This window comes from uncultured Sphaerotilus sp. (assembly GCF_963924895.1).
Lineage (GTDB): Bacteria > Pseudomonadota > Gammaproteobacteria > Burkholderiales > Burkholderiaceae_C > Sphaerotilus.
On sequence record NZ_CAWURG010000015.1, the window covers coordinates 112,775 to 136,659 of the forward strand.

General features: G+C 68.8%; 19 protein-coding genes and 1 tRNA gene. 7 read left to right on the forward strand and 13 right to left on the reverse strand.

Translation table 11 applies throughout. The features are described from left to right. Positions 1–13 precede the first annotated feature (13 nt). The 5 genes from AABN02_RS06550 to uvrC all read right to left on the reverse strand — a co-directional run bounded on the left by AABN02_RS06550 (position 14) and on the right by uvrC (position 5,108). Positions 14–1,954: a SurA N-terminal domain-containing protein gene (locus tag AABN02_RS06550; protein ID WP_338414116.1), complete on the reverse strand. Its 1,941-nt coding sequence runs from the start codon at positions 1,952–1,954 to the stop codon at positions 14–16. Positions 1,955–2,066: 112 nt separating this feature from the next. Next, positions 2,067–2,142, reverse strand: a tRNA-Val gene (locus AABN02_RS06555). A gap of 29 nt (positions 2,143–2,171) precedes the next feature. Next, the gene (locus tag AABN02_RS06560; RefSeq protein WP_338414117.1) at positions 2,172–2,444 is read right to left on the reverse strand and encodes an HU family DNA-binding protein; all 273 of its coding nucleotides are present in this window, start codon (positions 2,442–2,444) and stop codon (positions 2,172–2,174) included. Between the two features lie 63 nt (positions 2,445–2,507). Continuing rightward, positions 2,508–3,074 carry a CDP-diacylglycerol--glycerol-3-phosphate 3-phosphatidyltransferase gene (pgsA, locus tag AABN02_RS06565; protein ID WP_338414118.1) on the reverse strand — a complete coding sequence of 189 codons (567 nt, stop codon included), beginning with the start codon at positions 3,072–3,074 and terminating at the stop codon, positions 2,508–2,510. A 57-nt stretch (positions 3,075–3,131) separates the two neighbouring features. Beyond that, entirely contained in the window at positions 3,132–5,108 is a 1,977-nt protein-coding gene (gene uvrC / locus AABN02_RS06570) for an excinuclease ABC subunit UvrC (protein ID WP_338414119.1), read from the reverse strand. 34 nt (positions 5,109–5,142) lie between these two features. Between uvrC and earP the strand changes: the two genes are divergently transcribed. The 4 genes from earP to AABN02_RS06590 all read left to right on the forward strand — a co-directional run bounded on the left by earP (position 5,143) and on the right by AABN02_RS06590 (position 10,892). After that, positions 5,143–6,375 (forward strand): elongation factor P maturation arginine rhamnosyltransferase EarP, encoded by a 1,233-nt coding sequence (gene earP / locus AABN02_RS06575; RefSeq protein ID WP_338414120.1) that lies wholly within the window; start codon positions 5,143–5,145, stop codon positions 6,373–6,375. A 98-nt stretch (positions 6,376–6,473) separates the two neighbouring features. Further along, positions 6,474–7,028, forward strand: coding sequence for an elongation factor P (gene efp, locus AABN02_RS06580; RefSeq protein ID WP_179635894.1), 555 nt, complete (start codon positions 6,474–6,476; stop codon positions 7,026–7,028). Positions 7,029–7,213: 185 nt separating this feature from the next. Further along, positions 7,214–9,244 carry an acyltransferase family protein gene (locus AABN02_RS06585; protein WP_338414121.1) on the forward strand — a complete coding sequence of 677 codons (2,031 nt, stop codon included), beginning with the start codon at positions 7,214–7,216 and terminating at the stop codon, positions 9,242–9,244. 64 nt (positions 9,245–9,308) lie between these two features. Continuing rightward, complete coding sequence (locus tag AABN02_RS06590; RefSeq protein WP_338414122.1) at positions 9,309–10,892, forward strand: S8 family serine peptidase; 1,584 nt, start codon at positions 9,309–9,311, stop codon at positions 10,890–10,892. A gap of 15 nt (positions 10,893–10,907) precedes the next feature. Here the strand turns inward: AABN02_RS06590 and AABN02_RS06595 are convergent, their stop codons facing one another. The 5 genes from AABN02_RS06595 to coaBC are packed head-to-tail and all read right to left on the reverse strand — an operon-like array spanning position 10,908 to position 14,534. Next, positions 10,908–11,645, reverse strand: coding sequence for an energy transducer TonB (locus AABN02_RS06595; RefSeq protein WP_338414123.1), 738 nt, complete (start codon positions 11,643–11,645; stop codon positions 10,908–10,910). Then, the gene (locus AABN02_RS06600) at positions 11,642–12,079 is read right to left on the reverse strand and encodes a biopolymer transporter ExbD (RefSeq protein ID WP_338414124.1); all 438 of its coding nucleotides are present in this window, start codon (positions 12,077–12,079) and stop codon (positions 11,642–11,644) included. The genes AABN02_RS06595 and AABN02_RS06600 overlap by 4 nt, the downstream gene beginning before the upstream one ends. Positions 12,080–12,106: 27 nt before the next feature. Beyond that, positions 12,107–12,541, reverse strand: a complete 435-nt coding sequence (locus tag AABN02_RS06605) for a biopolymer transporter ExbD (RefSeq protein WP_338414125.1) — start codon at positions 12,539–12,541, stop codon at positions 12,107–12,109. A 15-nt stretch (positions 12,542–12,556) separates the two neighbouring features. Then, a complete protein-coding gene (locus AABN02_RS06610; RefSeq protein WP_338414192.1) occupies positions 12,557–13,243 on the reverse strand; it encodes a MotA/TolQ/ExbB proton channel family protein in 687 nt (228 codons plus the stop codon). A 25-nt stretch (positions 13,244–13,268) separates the two neighbouring features. Next, complete coding sequence (coaBC, locus tag AABN02_RS06615) at positions 13,269–14,534, reverse strand: bifunctional phosphopantothenoylcysteine decarboxylase/phosphopantothenate--cysteine ligase CoaBC (protein WP_338414126.1); 1,266 nt, start codon at positions 14,532–14,534, stop codon at positions 13,269–13,271. A 92-nt stretch (positions 14,535–14,626) separates the two neighbouring features. Between coaBC and AABN02_RS06620 the strand changes: the two genes are divergently transcribed. Next, a complete protein-coding gene (locus AABN02_RS06620) occupies positions 14,627–16,846 on the forward strand; it encodes a TonB-dependent receptor (protein WP_338414127.1) in 2,220 nt (739 codons plus the stop codon). A 15-nt stretch (positions 16,847–16,861) separates the two neighbouring features. Here the strand turns inward: AABN02_RS06620 and AABN02_RS06625 are convergent, their stop codons facing one another. Further along, positions 16,862–18,283 (reverse strand): AMP-binding protein, encoded by a 1,422-nt coding sequence (locus tag AABN02_RS06625; protein WP_338414128.1) that lies wholly within the window; start codon positions 18,281–18,283, stop codon positions 16,862–16,864. 941 nt (positions 18,284–19,224) lie between these two features. Between AABN02_RS06625 and AABN02_RS06630 the strand changes: the two genes are divergently transcribed. Next, on the forward strand, positions 19,225–19,533 hold the full coding sequence (locus AABN02_RS06630; RefSeq protein WP_338414129.1) for a DUF485 domain-containing protein: 309 nt from the start codon (positions 19,225–19,227) through the stop codon (positions 19,531–19,533). Positions 19,534–19,553: 20 nt separating this feature from the next. Continuing rightward, positions 19,554–21,344 carry a cation acetate symporter gene (locus tag AABN02_RS06635; protein WP_338414193.1) on the forward strand — a complete coding sequence of 597 codons (1,791 nt, stop codon included), beginning with the start codon at positions 19,554–19,556 and terminating at the stop codon, positions 21,342–21,344. Between the two features lie 62 nt (positions 21,345–21,406). Here the strand turns inward: AABN02_RS06635 and AABN02_RS06640 are convergent, their stop codons facing one another. Both AABN02_RS06640 and AABN02_RS06645 read right to left on the reverse strand, forming a co-directional pair. After that, positions 21,407–22,054 carry a 3'-5' exonuclease gene (locus tag AABN02_RS06640; RefSeq protein ID WP_338414130.1) on the reverse strand — a complete coding sequence of 216 codons (648 nt, stop codon included), beginning with the start codon at positions 22,052–22,054 and terminating at the stop codon, positions 21,407–21,409. After that, on the reverse strand, positions 22,054–23,880 hold the full coding sequence (locus AABN02_RS06645; RefSeq protein WP_338414131.1) for a DUF294 nucleotidyltransferase-like domain-containing protein: 1,827 nt from the start codon (positions 23,878–23,880) through the stop codon (positions 22,054–22,056). Before AABN02_RS06645 ends, AABN02_RS06640 begins: the two co-directional genes overlap by 1 nt. Positions 23,881–23,885: the final 5 nt, after the last annotated feature.

Below are 23,885 nucleotides of genomic sequence, written 5' to 3' on the forward strand. Positions count from 1 at the left end.
TGATCGACACCAATCACTTGGACGCCGCCGTGGAAGGCGCCGCCTCTTCCGCCGACGTCACCGCCTTGGCGCTGTCCAGCACCACGGCCTTGTAGCGCTTGCGCAGCGCGGCGTAGTAGGCCTCGCTCTCGGCCTGTGACCACAGCTGGGTGTACTGCTCGCGCGCCTTGTCGAGCGAGCCGGTGTCGGCCATGTCGGCGGGCAGCACCTTCTCGATCACGGCCACGGCATAGCCCTCGTCGCCGAGGTCGACACCCACCCAGGCCGGCAGCGCGTCGGCCTTGGCCTTGAGCACGGCCTCGACCACCGCACGCGGCAGGTTCTGCGTCTTGACGCGCGACAGCGTGACCGCCGCCGGCAGCGTGCCGGCGGCCGCGGGCTGCGTCTTCCACTGCGCCAGCTTGGCCGCGCCCTCGTCACGCGCGGCCTTGGCCGACTTGGCCTGCAGCACCCCCGACTTGACCTGCTCGCGCACTTCGGCGAGCGCCTGCTTGCGCGCCGGCAGGTGTTCGGTGATGCGCAGCGACATCAGCTGGTTCGCGCCGATCTCCACCGCCAGCGCATTGCGCTTGTTGCGCAGGTTGTCCGGCAGGAAGGCCGCTTCGACCACCTTCGGATTGGCCAGCACGCTGCCCGCTTCGGCCTTGAAGGTGCGCGTGAAACGCTCGGCGCGCTGCACGGTCAGCTTGAGCTTGTCGGCCACCGGCTGCAGGGTGTCTTCCTGTTCGACGAGGTTCGAGAACTGCTCGGCGACTTCCGCATAGCGCTTCTGCGCCAGCGACTTGCGCACCTCGGCCTCGATCTCGGCCTTCACCGACTCGAAACTGCGCTTGTCACCACCACGCAGGTCTTCGAGCTGGAGGATGTGGAAGCCGAAATCGCTCGCCACCACGCCGCTGATCTCGCCCTTCTTCAGCGTGAACGCCACGTCCTCGAAGGCCTTGACCATCGCGCCACGGCCGAACCAGTCCAGATCGCCGCCCTGCTTGGCAGAACCCGGATCTTCGGAGCTGGCACGCGCGATGTCGGCGAAGCCGGCCGGGTTCTTGCGCACGTCGGCCAGCAGGGCATCGGCACGGGCCTTCGCCTTGGCCTTCACGTCGGCGGAGGCGCCGGCTTCGGCCTTGATCAGGATGTGGCGGGCGCGCCGCTCCTGCGGCTGCTCGTAGCGGGTCGCGTTTTCGGTGTAGTACTTGCGCAGGTCGTCTTCCGGCACGCTGATGCCGCGGGCCACCGTCGGCAGGTCGAGCACCAGGTACTCGAAGCTGACCGACTCCGGCGACAGCAGGCGGGCGGCGTGGGCCGGGTCGTCGTAATAGGCTTGCAGATCGGCGTCGCTGGCCTGCACCTTGGGCAGGTAGTCCTTGGCCGCGAAGGTCTGCACGCGCACGTCGCGGCGCTGGTAGAACGCGTCCACGGCCGCGCGGGCCACGGCATTCGGCGCCAGCGCCGTGCCACCCACGCCCGTCAGGACCTGGTTGAGCGCCATGTCCTGGCTCAGGCGGGCGGCGAACTGCTGCGAGTTCATGCCCTGCGCGGCCAGCAGTTCCTTGCGGACCGTGCCGTCGGCATTGCGGAAACCGGCGAACTGCGGATCGGTCTCGAACAGGCGCTTCAGGCGCTCGTCGGTCGGGATCAGATGCAGATCCCGCGAGGCCGCGAACAGCACGCGCTGGCGCACCAGATCGTCCAGCACACGCTGGCGGACCGCGGGCGTGTCGAACTGCTTGACGTCGACGTTGGGCATCTGCGCGCGCAGGCGCTCCACCTGGGCACGGTGCGCCTGGTCCCATTCGCCGCGGGTGATCCCTTGGCCATCGACCTTGGCGACCTCGTCCTTGCCTTCGGAGAACTTGTCATAGCCCTGGATGCCGAACACCACGAAGGACGGCACGATCAGCAGCAGGAGCAGGAACTGCAGGACGCGGGTATGGCGACGGAAAAAATCGAACATCTGAGCTTCCTAGGGAGCGCTGCAAGCCGCAGCGCCAGACACGACAAAGGCGAACCAGGGTTCGCCTTTGAAGAGAAAAGATCGCGACTCGCCTGGATACGGACAACCCGTGTGGTGGGTGCTGAGGGGCTCGAACCCCCGACCTACGCCTTGTAAGGGCGCCGCTCTACCAACTGAGCTAAGCACCCGGGTGCCGTCCGGCAAGACCATGACTGTATCAGCTCAGCGCGTCGAGCAACACCTTGCCGGGCCGAAACCGGGGAATGCGCGCGGCGCGAATGTGGACCGGCGCCCCGGTGCGCGGGTTGCGGCCCTCGCGGGCGGCGCGGCTGGACACCACGAAGGTGCCGAATCCGACCAGCGAGACCGGCTCGCCTTTTTTCAGCGACTGCGACACGCCGGCGATCATGGCGTCGACCGCACGGGCCGCGGCCGCCTTGGAGATGTCGGCCTGCAGCGCGATGTGCTCGATCAGTTCGGTCTTGTTCACGCGGAACCCCTGGTGCCTGTCTGGAAGGATGCGGATTCTAGAAGAGGCGTCCGGCGCCGAGTTTCAGCGCGCCTTGGCACGGATCTCGGGCAGCGCCTTCTGCAGGTAGTACACCATCGACCAGACGGTCAGCACCGCGGCGATCAGGATCAGCACCGTGCCGCACAGCCGTGTCGGCACCACGCCGAACAGGCGGCCGTCGTACAGCAGGAAGGGAATCGCCACCATCTGCGCCGTCGTCTTGAGCTTGCCGATCATGTGGACCGCCACGCTGCGCGAGGCACCGATCTGCGCCATCCACTCGCGCAGCGCCGAGATGGCGATCTCGCGGCCGATGATGACCAGCGCCACCAGGGCGCTCACCCGGTCGAGCTGCAGCAGGATGAGCAGCGCCGCGCACACCAGGAACTTGTCGGCCACTGGATCCAGGAAGGCGCCGAAGGACGAGGTCTGGTTCAGCTTGCGTGCCAGCCAGCCGTCGAGCCAGTCGGTCAGCGCCACCACGACGAAGAGCACGGTCGCCATCAGGTTGCGCGTCGGCATGTCGATCGGCAACTCGTAGATGCCGACGATCAGCGGGATGGCGACGATGCGCGCCCAGGTGAGCAGCGTGGGAAGGGTCCAGAACATGCACGCATTGTGCATGGTGTAACGAAACGGCGCGTTTTCAACCCCCGGACGCGGCCCTCAACGCAGGGCCCGGTAGATCTCTTCCGCCAGTTCCGGCGAGATGCCCTCGACCCCGGTCAGATCCTCCACCGACGCCGCCGCCACGCCGCGCACGCCACCAAAGCGCTGCAGCAGCCGTGCGCGCTTCTTCGGCCCGACGCCCGCAATGTCCTCCAGCCGGCTGCCGCCCGTGCGCACCGAGGCCCGTTTGGCCCGCATCCCGGTGATGGCGAAGCGGTGCGCCTCGTCGCGGATCTGCGCCACCAGCATCAGCGCGGCCGAGTCGTGCCCGAGGTAGACCTTCTCGCGCCCGTCCGCGAAGACGAGTTCCTCCAGCCCGACCTTGCGGCCCTCGCCCTTTTCCACGCCGACCAGCAGCGACAGGTTCAGCCCCAGCGTCGTGAACACCTCGCGCGCCACGCTGATCTGGCCGCGTCCGCCATCGACCAGCACGAGGTCCGGCAAGCGCCCCGTGCCCTGCTGCACCGCGTCGACCAGCTTGGCGTAGCGGCGCGTGAGCACCTGGCGCATCGCGGCGTAGTCGTCACCGCCGGTGATGCCGGTGATGTTGTAGCGGCGGTACTGGCCGGACTGCATCTTGTGGCCCTCGAAGACCACGCACGAGGCCTGCGTCGCCTCGCCCGCCGTGTGGCTGATGTCGAAGCACTCGATGCGCAGACCTTCCAGCCCGCTGTCCATGCCTTCCGGCGCGAGGTCCAGCGCCTCGACCAGCGCCCGCGTGCGCGCCTGCTGCGAACCTTCCTCGGACAGCAGCCGCGCCAGCGCCAGCTCGGCACCCTTGACCGCCATGTCGAGCCAGGCGCGACGGTTCTCGCGGGGCTGGTGCTGCGCGCTGACCTTGTGGCCGCGGTGGTCGGTCAGCACGGCGATCAGGTCGCGCGAGACGGCGTGGCTGGTCACCAGCACCGGCGGGCAGTCGGCGCCCAGGTAGTGCTGCCCGATGAAGGCTTCGAGCACGCGGACCTCGATCGGCAGCACCTCGTCGGTACTTTCCGCCCCGTCCAGCGCTTCTTCGCCAACGTCGACCGCCACGGCATCTTCGACGTGCGCCGGAAAGTAGGCCCGGTCGCCCAGGTGCCGCCCGCCGCGCACCATCGCCAGGTTCACGCAGGCCCGCCCGCCCTGCACCTTCACGGCCAGGATGTCGGTGTCGCGGTCCTCCTGCGTGAACACGGACTGCTGCTGTAGCACCTTGGACAGCGTGGCGATCTGGTCGCGCAGCTCGGCGGCCTTCTCGTAGTCGAAGGCCTCGGCGGCCGCCATCATCTGCGCCTGCAGCCCGTCGAGCACTTCCTGCGTCTCGCCGCTGAGGAAGCGCACCGCGTTGCGCACGTCCGCGGCGTAGTCCTCGCGGCTGATCAGGTCGACACACGGCGCCGAGCAGCGGTGGATCTGGTGCAGCAGGCAGGGCCGGGTGCGGTTGTTGAAGACCGTGTCCTCGCAGGTGCGCAGCAGGAAGACCTTCTGCATCAGCTGGATGCCCTCCTTCACCGCCCAGGCGCTCGGGTAGGGGCCGAAGTAGCGATGACGTCGGTCGACGGCCCCGCGGAAATAGACGACGCGGGGGAACTCGTGGGTGACGAACTTCAGGTAGGGGTAGCTCTTGTCGTCGCGGAACAGGATGTTGAACCGCGGGTTCAGCGACTTGATGAGGTTGTTTTCCAGCAGCAGCGCCTCGGCCTCGGAGCGCACCACCGTCGTCTCCATCCGCACGATCTTGCTGACCATGTGGCCGATGCGGGTGCCGCCGTGGTCCTTCTGGAAATAGCTGCTGACGCGCTTTTTCAGGTGCTTGGCCTTGCCGACGTAGAGCAGGCCGCCCTCGGCGTCGAAGTAGCGGTAGACGCCGGGCAGCGCCGGCAATGCGGCGACCTCGACCAGCAGGCGCTCGCGGGCGGCGGCGGCCGGCGTTTCCAGCACGGGGTCGGGGATCAGGAGGGCTTCGGCCTCGTCGGGGGTCAGGCGGCGCGTCATGGTCGGCGATTGTGCCGCCGCGGATAATTCCGCGATGACCACCGACATCCCCGCGAACACCACCCCCGCTGTTTCGCCCGTTCTCACGGTCCCGCCGGCGCTGCAGCGCTGGGACGTGTTCTGCCGCGTCATCGACAACCACGGCGATCTGGGCGTCTGCTGGCGCCTGGCGCGTGACCTCGCCGGACGTGGCGCACAGGTGCGGCTCTGGGTGGACGATGCCAGCGCCCTGGCCTGGATGGCGCCGGACGGCGCGCCGGGCGTGCGGGTACTGCCGTGGCGCGACCCGCTGGCGGACGAGGCGCCGGCTGATGTCGTCATCGAGGCCTTCGGCTGTGACCCGCCCGCCGCCTACGTCACCCGCATGGTCGCCGCCGCCGAGACCGGCCCGGCGCCGCTGTGGATCAACCTCGAATACCTCAGCGCCGAGCCGCACGTCGAGAGCCTGCACGGGCTGGCCTCGCCGCAGTGGAGCGGGCCGGGACGCGGTCTGAGCAAGTGGTTCTTCTTCCCCGGCTTCACGCCCGCCACCGGCGGCCTGCTGCGCGAGCCCGGCCTGCTCGCCCGCCGCGACGCCCACCACCGGGCGACGACACTCGCGCGCCTGGGCATCCACCTCGGCGCCGACGACCATCCCGAGCACGCCCTGATGCTGCTGTTCGGCTACACCCAGCCGCTGCTACCGGCCTGGCTCGACCTGCTCGCCGATGCGCCGCAGGCGCGCGACGACCGGCGCGTGCGCACCACGCTGCTGGTGACGCCCGGCTTCAGCGCGCAGCAGGTGCGCGCGTGGCTGCACCAGCGCGGCGCGTCCGGCCCCGGCCCGGTGGTGGGCTCGCTGCGGCTGCACTTCCTGCCACACGTCACGCAGGTCGAGTTCGACCGCCTGCTCTGGGCCAGCGACCTCAACCTCGTGCGCGGCGAGGACAGCCTGGTGCGCGCGCTCTGGGCGGGCCGGCCGCTGCTGTGGCAGCTCTATCCGCAGGAGGATGGCGTGCACGCCGACAAGCTCGCCGCCTTCCTGGACGTGGCGCTGGACCAGACGCCGCCCGCGCTCGCCGCCCCGCTGCGCGCGATGGCCGGGCTGTGGAACGGCGTCGGCGAGCCGGCCGACCTGCCGCGGGTGTGGACGGCGCTGTGGCCCGCACTGCAAGTGGCCTGGAGCGCCGACACCGCCGCGCGCCAGCAGCGCTGGGCCGGACAGCCAGACCTCGTCAGCAGCCTGCTCACCTGGGCCGCACGCCAGCGCGCAGACGGGCTGGGCTAGAATCGAGGGCTTTGCGGTGTGGCGGCTTGCTCACCGCCCTCTCAAGACAGACACCGAGTCCTCCCGCCGGGACCTCGGTCTCCAACGGAAACTCACCCATGAAGATCGCCCAGGAAATCCGCGCCGGCAACGTGATCATGCAAGGCACCGCCCCGATGGTCGTGCTGCGCACCGAGTACAGCCGCGGCGGCCGCAACAGCGCCACCGTGCGCATGAAGCTCAAGAGCCTGCTGAACAACTCCGGCACCGAAGTTGTCTTCAAGGCCGACGACAAGATGGACCAGGTCATCCTCGACAAGAAGGACTGCACCTACTCCTACTTCGCCGACCCGCTCTACGTGTTCATGGACGGCGACTACAACCAGTACGAAGTCGAAGCCGAGAACATGGGCGACGCGCTGAGCTACCTCGAAGACGCGATGCCCGTCGAAGTGGTGTTCTACGACGGCAAGGCCATCTCGGTCGAACTGCCGACCTCGCTGGTCCGCGAAGTCACCTGGACCGAGCCGGCCGTCAAGGGCGACACCTCGGGCAAGGTCCTGAAGCCCGCCAAGATCTCCACCGACTTCGAGATCCAGGTGCCGGCCTTCGTCGCCCAGGGCGACAAGATCGAAATCGACACCCGCACGCACGAGTACCGCAAGCGCGTCTGATCGACGCCAGTGCCGGGTGCGCCCCGTGTACATTGCAGACGAAGCGGCCCTCTGGGGCCGCTTTTTTTCTTTTGATCTGTTAAAACAGGCCGGCAAGGTTGTCAGTCTGGTGGCAAGTTCTTCCAGCGTCACGTAATGCTGCAGCGCAACAATCGCGGCAGACTGCTTGAACTCCTGCTCCACCCATGCGCCCCACTCCACCCAGCCACCGCCCCGACCTCGACGGCCTGCGCGCCATCGCGGTGCTGCTGGTCGTGGTCCACCACGCCGAGCCTGGCTGGCTGCCCGGGGGCTATCTCGGGGTCGATCTCTTCTTTGTCCTCTCCGGCTACCTGATCAGCCAGATCATCTGGCGCTCGCTGGACGAGGGAAATTTCAGCCTGCCCGCCTTCTACCGGCGGCGGATCCAGCGCATCTTCCCGGCGCTGCTGCTGGTGATCGCCACCACGCTGGGGCTGGGTGCGTGGCTGCTCTGGCCGGGCGAGTACCGGGCGCTCGGGGAGCAGGCCGCGGCCGCGGCGGTCTTCCTGCTCAACTTCGACCTCGCCCGCGCGACCGGCTACTTCGACACCGCCGCCCAGCTCAAGCCCCTGCTCCACCTCTGGTCACTGAGCATCGAGGAGCAGTTCTACCTCGTCTGGCCGCTGCTGCTGCTGGGCCTGCACCGTTTGCGCATGCGCGTCCTGCCGGTGGTGGCTGGTCTGACGCTCATCTCGCTGGCTGCGATGCTGGTCTCGGCCCGGCTGGACATGGCGGCCACCTTCTTCCTGCCACAGGCGCGGGCGTGGGAGCTGCTGGCCGGGGCCTGGGCCGCCGCGATGCCGCAGCACTACCGGCGCGGCGGTGCCGTGCAGGCCGCACTCGGTCTGGCCTTCCTCGCGGGCAGCGCGGCGTGGATCGGCCCGCAGCGGGCGAGCAGCGTGGTCTTGCTGATGCCCGTACTGGGCACGATGGCGCTGCTGCTGGCCGCGCCGGACAACCTGGTCAGCCGGCACCTCCTGGCCAATCCGCCGATGGTCGGTCTCGGGCTGATCAGCTACCCGTTCTACCTCTGGCACTGGCCGCTGCTCTCGCTGGCCACGGTGGCCGCGTCCGGCCCGCCCACGCCGGCGATGCGCGGCGCGCTCGTGCTGGCGAGCCTGCTGCTGGCGGCACTCACCTGGACGCTGCTGGAGCGGCGCATCCGCCCCACGCGGTCGGTGGCGGTGCCGTGGATCCTCGTCGGCCTGATGGCGACCACCGGCTTGTGCGGCCTGCTGATCGTCCGGCAGGACGGACTGCCGGCCCGCACCACGGCGCTCAATCCGCTGATCGCGCAGTTCGACTGGGACGTACCCCGCTGGACCTGGTCGGCCAGCGCCGTGCTCTGCCAGAGCCGGAGCCCGACGGTGCGCGGCGTCCAGACCTACTGCAACCAGAACCTGCCCACCCCGCCCGAGGTCGCCCTGCTCGGCGACAGCCACGCGCTGCAGCTCTACCCCGGCCTGTCGGAGCGCGCCACCACCACCGGGCAGTCGCTGCTGCTGCTCGGGGCCTCGGCCTGCGCACCCTTCCTGGGCCTCGACATCCGCTGGGCAGTCGACACCAAGGCGTGCTCGGTGGTGATCGACGACGCCCTGGACCATGTGATGCAGTCGTCCTCGATCCACACGGTGATCCTCGCCCACCGTGGGCCGTTCTACGTCTCGGGCCTGCCGACCGACTTCGAGCTGGCCCGCGAACCCCAGACCCGCGTCCGGCTGGTGCTCGACCACGGCGTGCCAGCCGCCGACAACCTCACCGCCTACCGGCAGGCGATGACCGCCACGCTCACCGCCCTGCAGCGCGCCGGCAAGCGGGTGATCCTGGTGATCGACAGCCCGGAGATGGCCATGGAACCGCGGGCCTGCGTGCGCCAGCAGCCGGCCCCCGCGAACTGCGGCCTGCTGGTCAGCGTCTACCGGAACCGCGCACAGCGTTACCTCCAGGTCACCGCCGAGGTGCTGCGCCAGTTCCCGGCGATCGAGGTCTGGGACCTGCCCCGGCTGCTCTGCGACGACCGGCTCTGCCCGGCCAGGCGGGGCGACGACGTGCTCTACCGCGACCCCGACCACCTCTCGGTGCGCGGCTCGCAGTGGCTCGCCGCGCGGTTCGACCCGCAACCGGCCGCCAGCTGGGTGCCGGCCGGCGTGGATCCGCTCATCGGAAACTCAGGCAGTTCAGTTACAACTCGTTAAAAATTGATGCAAATTCACACGGGAGGCCTTTGCTTCCCGGATTGCTGCATCCGGAGAGTTGTCCATGTCCCGTTCGTCCTTGCCCCTCGCCCTGTCGCGTCGCCTGCTGCCGGTCGCGCTCGGGGCCGCGCTGACCCTGGTTGCCTGCGGAGGGGGACAGGAGACCGCCACCGCACCCACCGCCCAGCCCATGGCGGCGAGCGCCTCGGCTGCTGCAACCGCTGGTGCAGCGGTCGGTCGCCGGACCTTCATCGTCGTGCTGCGCGACCATGTGGCCGATCCGAAAGGCAAGGCCGACGAGTTGACGAAAGGCCGCGGCGGACAGATCGGCCACGTCTACCGCCAGGCACTGCAGGGCTTCTCGGTCTCGTTGCCGGACGCTGCCGCCGACGCCTTCCTGGCCGCGCTCGAAGGCCATGCCGATGTCGACCGCGTCGAGCCGGACGTGGCCATGTCCACCGTGCAGACCGTCCAGCCCGGCGCGACCTGGGGCCTGGACCGCGTCGACCAGCGCGCCCTGCCGCTCAGCACGACCTACCGCTACAGCACCACCGCCGCCGGCATCAGCGCCTACATCATCGACACCGGCATCCTCGCCAGCCACACCGAGTTCGGCGGCCGGGTGCGTGCCGGCTTCACCGCCATCACCGACGGCAACGGCACGACCGACTGCAACGGCCACGGCACCCACGTCGCTGGCACCGTCGGCGGCAGCACCTGGGGCATGGCCAAGGGCGTGGGGCTGGTGCCGGTGCGCGTGCTCGACTGCGCAGGTTCGGGAACGGCCTCCGGCGTGATCGCCGGCATCGACTGGGTGGTGGCGAACGCGGTCAAGCCCGCCGTGGGCAATCTGTCGCTGGTGGGCGGCCTGTCGGCGGCGCTGGACGCCGCGGTGGCCAACGCCGTGACCGCGGGCATCACGATGGTGGTGGCCGCGGGCAACGACGGCCTGGACGCCTGCAACGCCTCGCCCGCCCGCGCACCGACCGCGCTCACCGTCGGCGCCACGACCAGCCTCGACGCCCGCGCGTCCTACTCGAACTGGGGCACCTGCCTCGACCTGTACGCACCGGGCGACGCGATCACGTCGGCCGGCATCGCCTCGACCACCGCGTCCGCCGTGCTCAGCGGCACCTCGATGGCCGCGCCCCACGTCACCGGACTCGCCGCGCTGGCACTGGCCGGCTCACCCGCCGCCACCCCGGCGCAGATCGCCAGCCTGATCCAGACCGCCGCCACCACCGCCACGGTGACCGACCCTGGCACCGGCTCGCCGAACCTGCTGGCCTACACCGGCGTCGGCGCCATCACGACGCCGCCGCCGACCCCGCTGACCAGCGTGGCGGTGGGCGCGCTGAGCGGCAAGGGCATCGAGATGGAGCGCTACTGGCTGGCCAGCGTGACGGTCGGTGTCCGGACGGCGGGCGGGCTGCCGGTGGTCGGCGCAGTGGTGGTGGGCGATTTCACCGTCGGTGGCACGGCGGCACGCTGCACCACCAACGCCAACGGCAAGTGCAGCCTCACCAGCGGCCTGCTGACCACCAGGACAGCGCAGACCGTGTTCCGGGTGACCGGCATCACCGGCACCAACCTGCGCTATGACGCAACGAAGAACGTCGCGGGCAGCGTCACCATCAGGAAGCCCTGATCCACCTGGAGCGCCCTACTCGTGGAAGCTGATCTCTAGCGGCACTTCAACCTCGTCGCCGGAGAGCACCTGGCACTTCATCCGGCGCACCGCAGCGGTGACCAGCCGGTAGTACTCCCGCGGCCCGGACAGCGCCGTGACGTCCAGGATCTGGTTGCCCCGGAGCCGGATGCGCACCCGCACCACGCCTTCGACCCCGTACCGGTCGTAGGAGCCTTCGAGTGCGCCCGCCAGAAAGTCCTTGTGCCCCGGGCAGGCCACGGCGGCCTCGACCTTGGCGGGCGGGGCCGGTGGTGCCGGAGGCATGGGCGGGGCGGGTGGCGCCGGTGGCGCCGGTGGCGCGGGCGGCGGTGGGGGCTTGATCTCGACCTGCTTCGGCGGCGGCTCGGCCTGCACCGCCTGGATGGCCGGGGCGGGCGGTGTCGGCGCGGGCGTCACCTCGGGCGGTGGGACGTAGGCCTTGGGGGCGGGGGCCGGCGGGGGCGGCGGCGCGTCCTGCAGCTTCACGACCTTGGGGGGCTCAGGCGGCGGCGGCGGCGGCGGTGGAGGGGGTGGCGGAGGGGGCGGTGGCGGCTTGACCTCGTCGATGATCGCCACCTCGACCGGCGGGCGCACCACGTCGAGCGCCTTGCGCGCCAGCCCGGACACCAGCGCCCAGCCCACCAGCACATGCAGCCCGACCACCACGCCCACGCCCACCCAGCGCGGTGATCCGGCTTTCGGATCGAATTCCGGCAGACTGCCCGGCCTCACTGGAACTGCTCCCCGCCGACCACGCCGAGCTTGCGCAGCCCGAGCTTCTGCGCGGACACCATCACCGCGGCGAAGGTGTCGTAGCGCGATTTTGCGTCCGGGCGGATGTGGATCTCGGGCGGCACATCCTGCGCAGCGGCGGCCTTCAGCTTGTCTTCCAGCGCCGCGCGGTCTGGCAGCGCCACGCCCTGCCAGTACACGACGTTGGCCGGATCGATGTCGATCTTCACCACCTCGGGCGGCACGGCGTTGACCGGCGGTTTGCCGGTCGGCAGGTTCAGGTCGGTCGAGTGCAGCTGGATCGGGATCGTGATGATCAGCATCACCAGCAGCACCAGCATCACGTCGATCAGCGGCGTGGTGTTGATCTCCAGGATCGGCTCGGGGTCGCTGTTGGGGCCGAGTCCGTCACCGGGGCCGAGGTTCATCGCCATCGCAGTCTCCTTGGCATGGCGTTCAGGTCAGCGCAGCGCCGGCGGCTCGGTGATGAACGAGACCCGCGCGATGCCGGCCCGCTGGCACGCGAGCACGACCCGCCCGACCGGCGCATAGACGGCGGTGCGGTCGCCACGGATGTGGACCTCGGGCTGCGGCGACTGCACCGACACCTTCTTCAGCCGCTCGACCAGCGCCTCGGCATTCGGCAGCGGGGTGTCATACCAGTAGACCACCCCCTGCGCATCGACCGAGAGCACGATGTTCTCCGGCTGGCTCTGGCGCGGGTTCAGGCGCTCCTGCGGCAGATCGACCTTGATCGACGTGGTCACGACCGGGATCGTGATCAGGAAGATGATCAGCAGCACCAGCATCACGTCCACCAGCGGCGTCGTGTTGATGGTGGCCATCACCTCGTCGTCGCCCGCGGGGGCGTCGAACGGGCCGGGTGGCAGCGCCATGTCCGTACTCGATGCTCAGTGCTTGGCGGCGGCCGACGCCTGCGCCAGCAGCACCGCGTGCAGGTCCGCCGCGAAGCCGCGCACCTCGTCCATCACCGCCTTGTTGCGCCGCACCAGCCAGTTGTAGCCCAGCACCGCCGGCACGGCGACCGCCAGACCGATGGCGGTCATGATCAGCGCCTCACCCACCGGCCCGGCCACCTTGTCGATGCTGGCCTGCCCCGCCACACCGATGGCGGTGAGCGCGTGGTAGATGCCCCAGACGGTGCCGAACAGGCCGACGAAGGGCGCGGTCGAACCGACGGTGGCGAGGAACGCCAGCCCGTTCTGCAGCCGACCCTGCACCCGCTCGATGGCGCGCTGGATCGACATCGTGATCCAGGTGTTCAGGTCGATCTGCCCGAGCAGGCCGGCGTGCTTGACCGAGGCATCCGCACCGGCCTGCGCGATGAAGCGGAAGGGGCTGCCGGTGGCGAGCGTGTCCACGCCCTGCGCGACGCTGGCGGCCGTCCAGAAGGCCTCGGTCGCCTTCGCCTGGGTCAGCATGCGCTGCTGCTCCAGCCACTTGACGACCAGCAGGTACCAGCTCCCGGCCGACATGACCACGAGGATCAGCAGGACGGTCTTGGCGACGAGGTCCGAGCCGGACCAGAGGGCGGCGAGGCCGTAGGGGTTGCTTGCGTCCAACGGGAGGCTCCGAATTCGAGAGGCGGGATGCCGGCCGCGACTATAGGGCAGCCCGGTCCAGCCGGCGGGCGATGTCCTGCATGAGCGCGCGGGCCAGCTCCTGCTTGTCGCAGCGGCTGCCGTCCTCGGGCAGCGCGCGGGCGCCGTCGGCATCGACCAGCAGCAGCGCGTTGTCGTCGCGGCCGAAGGTGGCCGGGCCGAGGTTGCCGACGATCAGCGGCACCCGCTTGCGCAGCAGCTTCTCGCGGGCGTGGTGTTCGAGCTTCTCGCTCTCGGCCGCGAAGCCGACGCAGTAGGGCCGGTCCGGCAGGGCCGCTACGGCGGCGAGGATGTCGGGGTTCTCGCTGAGTTCGAAGCTGGGCGCGATCTTCTTGCCGTCCTTCTTGATCTTGTGCGCGGACAGGCTGGCCGGGCGCCAGTCGGCCACCGCGGCGGTGGCGATGAAGAGGTCGTGCAGCGGGGCGGCCGGCAGCACGGCGTCGTGCATCTGCTGCGCAGAGCGCACGTCGATGCGGCGCACGCCGCGTGGCGTGTCCAGGTGCACCGGACCAGCGACCAGCGTCACGTCGGCGCCGGCCTCGCGGGCGGCGCGGGCCAGCGAGAAGCCCATCTTGCCGCTCGACAGGTTGGTGATGCCGCGCACCGGATCGATGGCCTCGAAGGTTGGGCCGGCCGTGATCAGCACACGCTTGCCTGCCAGAGGCTTGGGCGAGAGCGCGGCGATCAGGTCCTCGACGATCGCGGCGGCCTCGATCATCCGGCCATCGCCGATCTCGCCGCAGGCCTGCGCGCCGGCGTCCACGCCCAGCACCAGCGCGCCGTCCGCCTGCACCTGCGCCAGGTTGCGCTGCGTGGCGGGGTGGGACCACATCTCGCGGTTCATGGCGGGGGCCAGGATCAGCGGCACCGGGCGCGCGTCGGCGGCGCCGCTGGCCAGCGGGCGCGCCAGACAGGTCAGGCTCAGCAGGTCGTCGGCGCGGCCCTGGGCGAGTCTGGCGAGGAAGTCGGCGCTGGCCGGGGCGATCAGCACGGCGTCGGCGCCGCGGGTCAGGTTGATGTGGGGCATGCCGTTGGGTTCGCGGGCATCCCAGGTGTCGGTGGTGACGGGGTGGCCGGACAGCGCCTGCATCGTCTCGGTGGTGATGAAGCGCTGCGCAGCATCGGTCATGGCGACGTGCACCTCGGCACCGGCCTTGACCAGCAGCCGCAGCAGCTCGGCACTTTTGTAGCAGGCGATGCCGCCGGTGAGGCCCAGCACGAGGCGGCGGCCGGCGAGATCGGGGCGGGAACGCAGGGTTTCAGTCATGGGCGGGGAGTCTAAACGGCCCTTTCGCACACCGTGTCCGGGTTCGACCCTGCGCCCCATCCGGGTGCAGCAACGGCGAGACAATGCCGACCATGCGCACCCTCACCGCCCTGCCCCTGCCCTTCCCGATGCTGCTGCTGGCCAGCGTCGTCCAAGCCCAGACCGCCACGCCGCCCGCCGATCCGCCCGCCGCCGCACCGGCGGCGGCGCTGGAGCGGGTCGAGATCCGCCGCAAGGTCCCATCCGACACGGTGCAGCGCCAGCAGTCGACCGCCGCCAAGACGGTGGTCGGCCGCGAGGAGATCGAGCGCATGGGCGACGCCACCGTCGCCGACGTGCTCAAGCGCCTGCCGGGCGTGACGCTGGGCGGCGGCCGGCCCGGGCGCGGTGGCGACGTGCGGATGCGCGGCCTGGGCAGTGGGTACACGCAGATCCTGCTCAACGGCGAGCGCATGCCCTACGGCATGACCCTCGACGCGCTGACCCCCGACCAGGTCGAGCGCATCGAGATCACCCGCGGCCCGAGCGCCGAGACGGGCGCACAGGCCATCGCCGGCACGATCAACATCGTGCTGCGCGAGGAGGTGCGCCAGCGGCTGAACAATGTGCACCTGCGCCTCGGCCACGACGACGGCCACTGGGAGCCCAGCGCCAGCTGGACCCGCGCCGACCAGATCGACAACTTCAGCTACAACCTGTCGGCGCACGCTTCCAGCGGCCGCAACGACGATTCCAGCAGCGTCCGCGCCGTCGAGACCCGGCGGGCCGACAACACGACCACGCTGGACCAGACCCGCACCACGGAAGACAGCAGCCAGCGCGAGGCCGTGCACCTCGGCGGCCGCCTGCAGTGGCGGCAGGGCGCGGGCGAGTCCTTCGCGCTGATGCCCTTCGTGATGAGCACCCAGGCCCGCAGCACGAACACCCAGGGCATCGACGCGACCACCGGCACCCCCGACTTCGTCAGCGCCAGCCAGACCGGCCAGAGCCGCTTCTCGCTCGCCCGGCTCAGCGCGCAGTGGCTCACGCGGCTGGACGGTGACCTGCGCCTCGAACTCAAGGCCGGCGGCAGCCTGAGCCACAACAGCGGCAGCAGCCAGCGCTTCGAGCGCGACGGTGCGGGTGCCACGCTGCGCCAGGTCGACGACACCCGCGACGGCCGTGACCGCAGCCTCAGCACCGGCGGCAAGCTCAGCCGCAATCTGGTCGACGGCGCGCACCAGGTCTCGCTCGGCTGGGAGCTGGAGGACAGCCAGCGCCAGGACGACCGGACCACGCTGGAGACCACCGCCACCGGCGTGCGCTCGCTCAATGGCGAGGTCGGCGACACCTTGCAGGCCCACACGCTGCGCCGCGCGCTCTGGGCGCAGGACGAGTGGACGGTGACGCCGCAGTGGTCGCTGCAGGGCGGCCTGCGCTGGGAGGCGATCGACACCGACAGCGACGCCGCCGATGGCCGCATCAGCAGCCGCAGCAGCGTGCTGACACCGCTGCTGCACCTGGCATGGAAGCCCATCGAGGGTGGCAAGGACCAGGTGCGCCTGAGCCTGACCCGCAGCTACCGCGCCCCGACGCTGACCAACCTGATCGCCCGCCGCAGCGAGGCCACCGGCACCAACCTCGAAACCAACCCCGACCGCGCCGGCAATCCGCAGCTCCAGCCCGAGCTGGCCACCGGGCTGGATCTCGCCTTCGAGCACTACCTGTCGGCCGGCGGCGTGCTGAGCATCGGCGTGTTCGAGCGCCGCATCGACCAGCTCATCCGCAACCAGACCACGCTGGAGACGGTGAACGGCGTCTCGCGCTGGGTGTCACGGCCGCAGAACATCGGCAATGCGGTGACCCGCGGTGTGGAGCTGGAGGCCAAGCTGCGCCTGAGCGAGGTGATGGCCGAGAACGCGCCGCCGCTGGAAGTGCGCGCCAACCTGAGCGCCTTCCGCTCGCGGGTCGACCGCATCGCCGGACCGGACAACCGCCTCGACAAGCAGCCGGACTGGAGCGCCAACCTCGGCGGCGACTGGCGGGTGCGCGGCTTCCCGCTGACGCTGGGGGCGAGCCTCAACTTCACGCCCGAGTACGCCATCCAGCTCAGCGACAGCCAGCTCAACACGGTGGACACCCGCCGCGTGATCGACGCCTATGCGCTGTGGACCTTCCGCCCCGACCTGCAGCTGCGCGCCTCGGTGAGCAACCTGCTGCCGCTGGACAACGTCAGCAGCGCGACCGTCACCACCGCGAACACGCGGCAGGTGGCGACGACCAGCAACCCGGGCACCACCTCCTGGGCGCTGCGGCTGGAGATGAAGCTCTGACGCGCTGGCGGGCGTTCAGAGTTCGCAGACGACCTGGCGCAGCTTGCCGCTGCGCGGGTCGATCACCGGCTCCTCATCGCTGGCACTCAGACGCACCGACAGGCCTTGCGCGGTGAAGTACTGGCGCAGCGCCTCCAGCGACGCCGTGCGCAGCGCGGCCGGATCCTTGCTCAGGCTCACGTCCAGGCGCAGCTCCAGCGCATCGGGGGCGGTCTGGCGGAGCTGGAAGCGGTGCACGTCGGCGCCCTCCTCCAGCGCCGTCGTCACCGCCATCGGCGACAGGTGCACCACCTCGCCCGCAGCGTTTGGAAACTGCAGCGTGTCGTCGCAGCGGCCTTCGACGGTGAAGGACGGCCGGTGGTTGCCGCAGGCGCAGTCGTCCGGGTGCATGGTCACGCTGTCGCCGAGGCGGTAGCGGATCAGCGGCTGGACATGGTTCGCCAGATTGGTCAGCAGCACCGAGTGCGATGCGGTTCCGACCGGCACGGGGCGGTCCTCGGCGTCGACCGGCTCCATCAGCACCCAGTCGTCGTTCAGGTGCAAACGGCCATGCGGGCATTCGAAGGCGATGGCCAGGCACTCGGAGGCGCCATAGTCATTGACCACCGGTGCGCCGAAGACCGACTCGATCCAGTCGCGCGTGCTGGCCGGCAGCCCTTCGCCGCCAGACCAGAGTGCCAGGGGCATCAGCCGCAGCCGACCCGCCTCCTGCTGCCGCGCCAGCTCGACCAGGATGCTCGGATAGCCGGCGATGAAGGCCGGCCGCCAGGCCTGCAATTCGTCGCACAGCTGCCCGATCGGCGCGGTGACGGAAAACGCCCGCGACTCGCTGCCCGCGACCGGGTTGAAGCGGCACTGGCGGGACCAGAAGGACACGCCGGCATAGTGCCCGTCGAGCGCCGCCACCAGGGCGCTGCGCGGCCGCATTCCCCAAGGCCCCATCGCACCGGTCGCCGCCAGCGCCCACCAGCGGTGGGTGGCAAAACGCCGGTCCATGCGGGTTTCGAGCATCGTCGTGTACACGCCCAGCGCCGCACTGTCCTGCACGAAGATGCCCGGCTCGCCACTGGTGCCCGAGCTGGTCCAGACCGCATAGCGGCGCAGGAAATCTGACCCGATCCGGCTCCGATCGGCCAGAAAATCCTCCACTGCCTCGCGGGTGATCGCCGGATCGGTCACCCAGTCGTCGAAGTGCTCCATGAGCTGCGACTTGGTGACCGGGGGCAGATCGGTCCATGACGCGGCCGTGACCCGGCCCACGGCACCGTGGTGCGCGCGGTAGAACGCGCTGTGGGCGTGGGCATGGTCGAGCAGCGACTGGCATCGCTGTTCGACCAGGCTGGGTTCGGCGGCCGGCGCGCCTGCGCCTACCCAGGATTTGGGTGTGGTCCAGGGGGCGATCCAGCCCGCCCAGGGTTCGTCTTGCTGCAATGCCATGCTTGTCTCCTGCGCCTGGGTCAGATCGACCCGGGCGTTCATCCTCCCGCCCATCATGGACGCGTCGGCTGACAGGGATCAGACAAACTGGCTGAACCGCGCGTGTAACTGCTCGATCTGGCTGGCCGGGCCGGTGTCCCAGTCCATCACGTAGACACGGTCCCAGCTGCCGATGATGCGGACCTCCAGGAAGCCGCTGGTCGATGGCGACGTCGGGCCCGCCGTTCAGGGTGTCGTCACCGGTGCCGCCCCACAGCGTGTCGTTGCCGTCGCCAGCATGGAGCCGGTCATTCTGGCCGTGGCCGAATATCTCATCGGCATCGGCCGTGCCACTGAGGGTTTCTGCGGAGGATGTGCCTGAAATCAGGCTGGAAACCAGCGCAGCCGCGGCGGACACGGGAACGCTGGCGGTGAGGGCCGTGATGGCGGGCCGTGATCGTTCTGGAACTCATGGGGGAACCTTGTCGCTTGTTTTTGATGCATCCCGATTGACGGTATTTCCCGAATAACTGGCGATTCAAATTCAGCTCCGATTTATCTGCGCAAGGCGAAAATAAAACCAAAGTGAAAATCGACTTCGATTTATAAGCGAAGGCACCCCCCCCAGAAACGAGGAGCAAACAGCCTCAAACAAGGGGGTATGGACGGCTTGGAGCGTGAATTCAGCACAACCGACAGCAACTTGCCCTGATCCCATCCGGAACCAGACTGCGAATTCGATACCGAGTCAGCCTGATGAAAATGGCGCCGCTGCGAGTACCTAAGTGATTTCCCCATTGTCAGGATTTAGTCAGAATTGATGGCAGTCATTCTCGCTGACGCGCAAAACAGAAATCTCCGAGCCATTCGGTGGTCCGCAATCCGGTCAGTATTTGGTCAGACTCTGCTCCTAGACTGCGCTTCGAATTATCTGATTCATCTGTATTTAATAGGAGCAATCCATGGCAGATCCTGTGATCGCCCGCATCAGGTCAAACCCTAAGTATGCGGAACTAAAACAAAAGCGCAGCGGCTTCGGCTGGATGCTGACCCTGCTGATGATGGTCGTGTACTACGGCTACATCGCACTGATCGCATTCAACAAGGAATTCCTCGCGCAGCCCATCGGCGCAGGCGTGACGACGATCGGCATCCCCATCGGGATGGGCATCATCATCTTCACGGTCATCATCACCGGCATCTATGTGCGTCGTGCGAACGACGAGTTCGATCGCCTGACCCGCGAAATTCTGCAGGAGGTCTCGAAGTGAGCCGCACGTTCAAATACCTGATGGCCCTGGTCGGGCTGCTGGGCGCGGGGGCCGCACTGGCCGCCGGTGCCGATGTCGGCCAGGCCGCCAAGCAAGAGACCAACTGGACCGCGATCGGCATGTTCGCCGTGTTCGTGGCCGGTACGCTCTACATCACCAAGTGGGCCGCCGCCAAGACCAAGTCGGCTGCCGACTTCTACACCGGCGGTGGCGGCATCACCGGCTTCCAGAACGGCCTGGCGATCGCGGGTGACTACATGTCGGCCGCGTCGTTCCTGGGCATTTCCGCAGCCGTGATGGCCTCCGGCTATGACGGCCTGATCTTCTCGATCGGCTTCCTGGTCGGCTGGCCCGTCATCACCTTCCTGATGGCAGAGCGCCTGCGCAACCTCGGCAAGTTCACCTTCGCCGACGTGGCCGGCTACCGCTTCAAGCCGGGTCCGATCCGCGCCTTCGCGGCCTCGGGCACGCTGGTCGTGGTGGCGTTCTACCTGATCGCCCAGATGGTCGGCGCCGGTCAGCTCATCAAGCTGCTGTTCGGTCTCGAATACTGGATGGCGGTCGTGATCGTCGGCGCGCTGATGATGGTCTACGTGCTGTTCGGCGGCATGACGGCCACCACCTGGGTGCAGATCATCAAGGCCGTGCTGCTGCTGTCGGGCGTGACCTTCATGGCCATCATGGTGCTGGCGCAGTTCGGCTTCTCGCCGGAAGCGCTGTTCGCCAAGGGTGTCGCCGTCAAGACCGCGATCGCCGTGAACGCCAAGGCAGCGGCTGTCGCCGGTGCTGCTGCGTCCGCTGCCGCCGCCATGACGCCGGAAGCCGCCTCGGCTGCCTCGATGGCCATGGCCAAGGCCGAAGCGATGAACCCCGAGAAGACCGGTCTGGCACTGATGGGCCCGGGCGGCTTCATCAAGGACCCGATCTCCGCGATCAGCTTCGGCATGGCGCTGATGTTCGGTACCGCCGGTCTCCCGCACATCCTCATGCGCTTCTTCACCGTCCCTGACGCGAAGGAAGCCCGCAAGTCGGTGTTCTGGGCCACGACCTGGATCGGCTACTTCTACATCCTGATCTTCATCATCGGTTTCGGTGCGATCACGCTGGTGCTGACCAACCCCGAATACGCCAATGTCGCCAAGGGCGTCATCAACGGCGGTGCGGGCACGGCCAACATGGCGGCGGTGCTGGTGGCCAAGGCGGTCGGCGGCAACGTGTTCTACGGCTTCATCTCGGCCGTGGCCTTCGCGACGATTCTGGCGGTGGTGGCCGGTCTGACGCTGTCGGGCGCCTCGGCGGTGTCCCACGACATCTACGCCACGCTGATCAAGAAGGGCAAGGCCGACAGCAATGCAGAGCTGAAGGTTTCGCGCATCACCACGCTGTGCCTGGGTGTGCTGGCCGTGACGCTGGGCATCGCCTTCGAGAAGCAGAACATCGCGTTCATGGTCTCGCTGGCCTTCGCGATCGCAGCGTCTGCCAACTTCCCCGTGCTCTTCATGAGCGTGCTGTGGAAGGACTGCACCACCAAGGGTGCGGTCGCTGGCGGTTTCCTGGGCCTGTTCTCGTCGGTTGCCCTGACCGTCGTGTCGCCGTCGGTGTGGGAAGTCACGCTCGGCAACCCGAAGGGCTCGGCCTGGTTCCCGTACAGCTCGCCTGCGCTGTTCTCGATGACCATCGCCTTCGTGACGATCTGGATCGTCTCGCTCATGGACCGCAGCGCGCAAGCAACTTCGGAACGTGCCGCCTTCGAAGCGCAGCAAGTGCGCTCGGAAACCGGCCTGGGTGCCGACGGCGCGTCGGGTCACTGATCCCGGACCACCCTTCCCGCGCAAGCGGGAACCCCAAAAAACCCGGCAACCGCCGGGTTTTTTTATGCGAGATGCCTGAGCTTGATGAACGCCAACGCGGCCATGACCGCGTCATTCAGCGCGTCATGGGCATCCCGCTGCGGCAAATCCAGCTCGGTCATCACCGTGTCGAAGCGCAGGTCGATGTGCCGGTCCTGTTCGTGGCCGCGGAACTGGCGGGACTTGTATTCATAAAACAACGTCGAGATCTCGATCTTCTGTTGCGGCAGAGCAACGCCAAGCATCGGCCAGATCACGCGGTTGACCATGGCAACGTCGAATTCCAGGAAATACCCCACCAGGGGCCGGCCACCGATGAAAGCCAGCAACTGCCGCATCGCCTCCTCGGGCTCCAGCCCGTCGGCGACGTCCTGATCGCGCAGGCGGTGCACCCGCACGCTGTCGGCGGTGAGCGCCTTGCTCGGCCGCACGAGCAGCGACAGGGCCTCGCTCGTCATCACCCGGTCGCCGACGATGCGCACTGCGCCAATGGAAATGATGTCGTCGCGCCGGGTATCCAGCCCGGTGGTTTCACAGTCCAGAGATACCCATTCATTCGGCGGCGGCTCGTCGTACAGAAACCGCAGCCGCTGGTCCGCCAGATGCCACAGCATCCATGCCCGCTTGAGCGCCGCCCACTGGCCAAACAAGCCTCCAGTGCCGCCGCTCATCAGATCACGTCCAGGTGGAAGTGCAGCCGCAGGTGCGCCTTGAAACGCTTGACCACGGCGAGCGTGTCCTTCAGCAGGTCACGGTCCAGGCTGCCGAGCTTGTCCAGCGCGATGCCGGAGCCGGCCAGGCGCCCCTGCTCCAGCGCCAGCAGGCCCGCGCGCAGCTTCAGGCCCATGAAGTAATGCAGGCTCTCGACCAGCACGGGCCCGAGATCGGCCGGCAGGTGCCCGCCCGCGAGCAGGGCCTCGATGCGCTCCACCGTGCCCGTCGCGGCGATCCGGTATTCGAACGCCAGGCTGCGCACCCCATGCACGAGCGGAAAGATGCCGGCCTTCTTCAGGTCGAGCAGTTCCTTGCCTCCGTCGCCGAGGTGCAGGATGCGGTTCCACCAGCCGCTGTCGGTGTTGAAGGCGTCGATGGCCCCGGCGAAACGCCCGAGCGTTCCCGCGTTGTCGTTGGCGTAACGCCAGATCTGGTCGCGCACGCCGGCCAGCAGCGCCACATCCCCCGCCACGCTGTGCGCGTCCAGGAAGATCGCCAGCGACATCAGGTGGTCGGCGGTCGGCGTGAACAGCCAGTCGCGCACGGTGTGGGCGAAATCGTCCTCGCTGTGGCGCCACGCCGGGTTGCTCACCATGATGCGGCCCGGGCATGGCGGATAGCCGAACTCGGCCAGCGCCGCCGAGAAACGGTCACAGATCTCCGCCAGATCATGCGCGCATTGGTAGCCATTGCGCAGGATCAGGCCGTTATCCTGATCGGTCTTGAGCAGCTGCTCCCCGCGGCCCTCGCTGCCCATGACGAAGAGACAGCTGTTGGCGATCAGGTCGGCGGGGGCGATGAGCTGCCAGGCGCGCTCGAACAGCGTCGCGTTCAGCTCCTGCACCAGCCGGGCGATCATGCCGACCTTGGTGCCGCTGTGTTCCAGCACGCCGATCAACCGGGTGATCTGCTCGGCCGCAGTCCGCAGGGTGGCGATGTCGGGGGCCTCCAGGATCTGCAGCGTGATCAGGTAGGAGTGGTTGGACAGGTAGCTCAGCAGGTCGAGCTGCTGCAGGAAACCGATGATCTGCGCGCCCTCGGCCACCACCAGCCGGTGGATGCGGTGCCGGATCATCAGCGCCAGCGCGTCGAACAGCGGTGTGCTGGGTCGGATCGTCACCAGCTTGAAGTTCGCGAATTCGCGCACCCGCAGGCGGTCCAGGGGCAGCCCTCTCATGATCGCCTTGGGCAGGCTGGTCACGGTGAAGATGCCAAGCCGGGGCGGCGTGCAGGCGGTGTCGCGCACCAGCACGTTGGTCGTGCGCTGTTCGTGGAAGACACGGGCCACCGACGCCACATCGTCGTCGGCGTCCACAAAATGCACTGGACGCAGGTACGCCTGATCGACCCGCGCCATGGTCAGTGACTGGAGTTCATGCTGGCTGCGCCGTTCGGCCAGCGCACCGAGCTTGTTCGACAGATCGGCGAACAGCAGCGCGCCGAAGGTGGCGTTGCTGGCGATCAAGGCCAGCACGGTCTCCCTGGCCAGCCGGTACAGCACCACCTCCTCGCTGGCGACGAAGCGGCTGCTGGTCCGGCCGGCCACCAGCCCGCGGCCGTCGAAGCAGTCGTCGGGGCCGAAGCTGGCCTGCTGCTCGTCACCGTCCCATTGCTGGACGTGGCCCTTGATGAGCACGAACAGGTGGGTCGGCTCGATGCCCGGCGACAGGATGACGGCCCCCTCGCGGAAGTACTCGATGTCCACGCTGCGCTGCACCAGCTGGCGCTCGTCGGGGTGGAGCGCGTCGAAGGGCGAGGCGTCGAAATTGAAGGCACTGGGCACGGGAC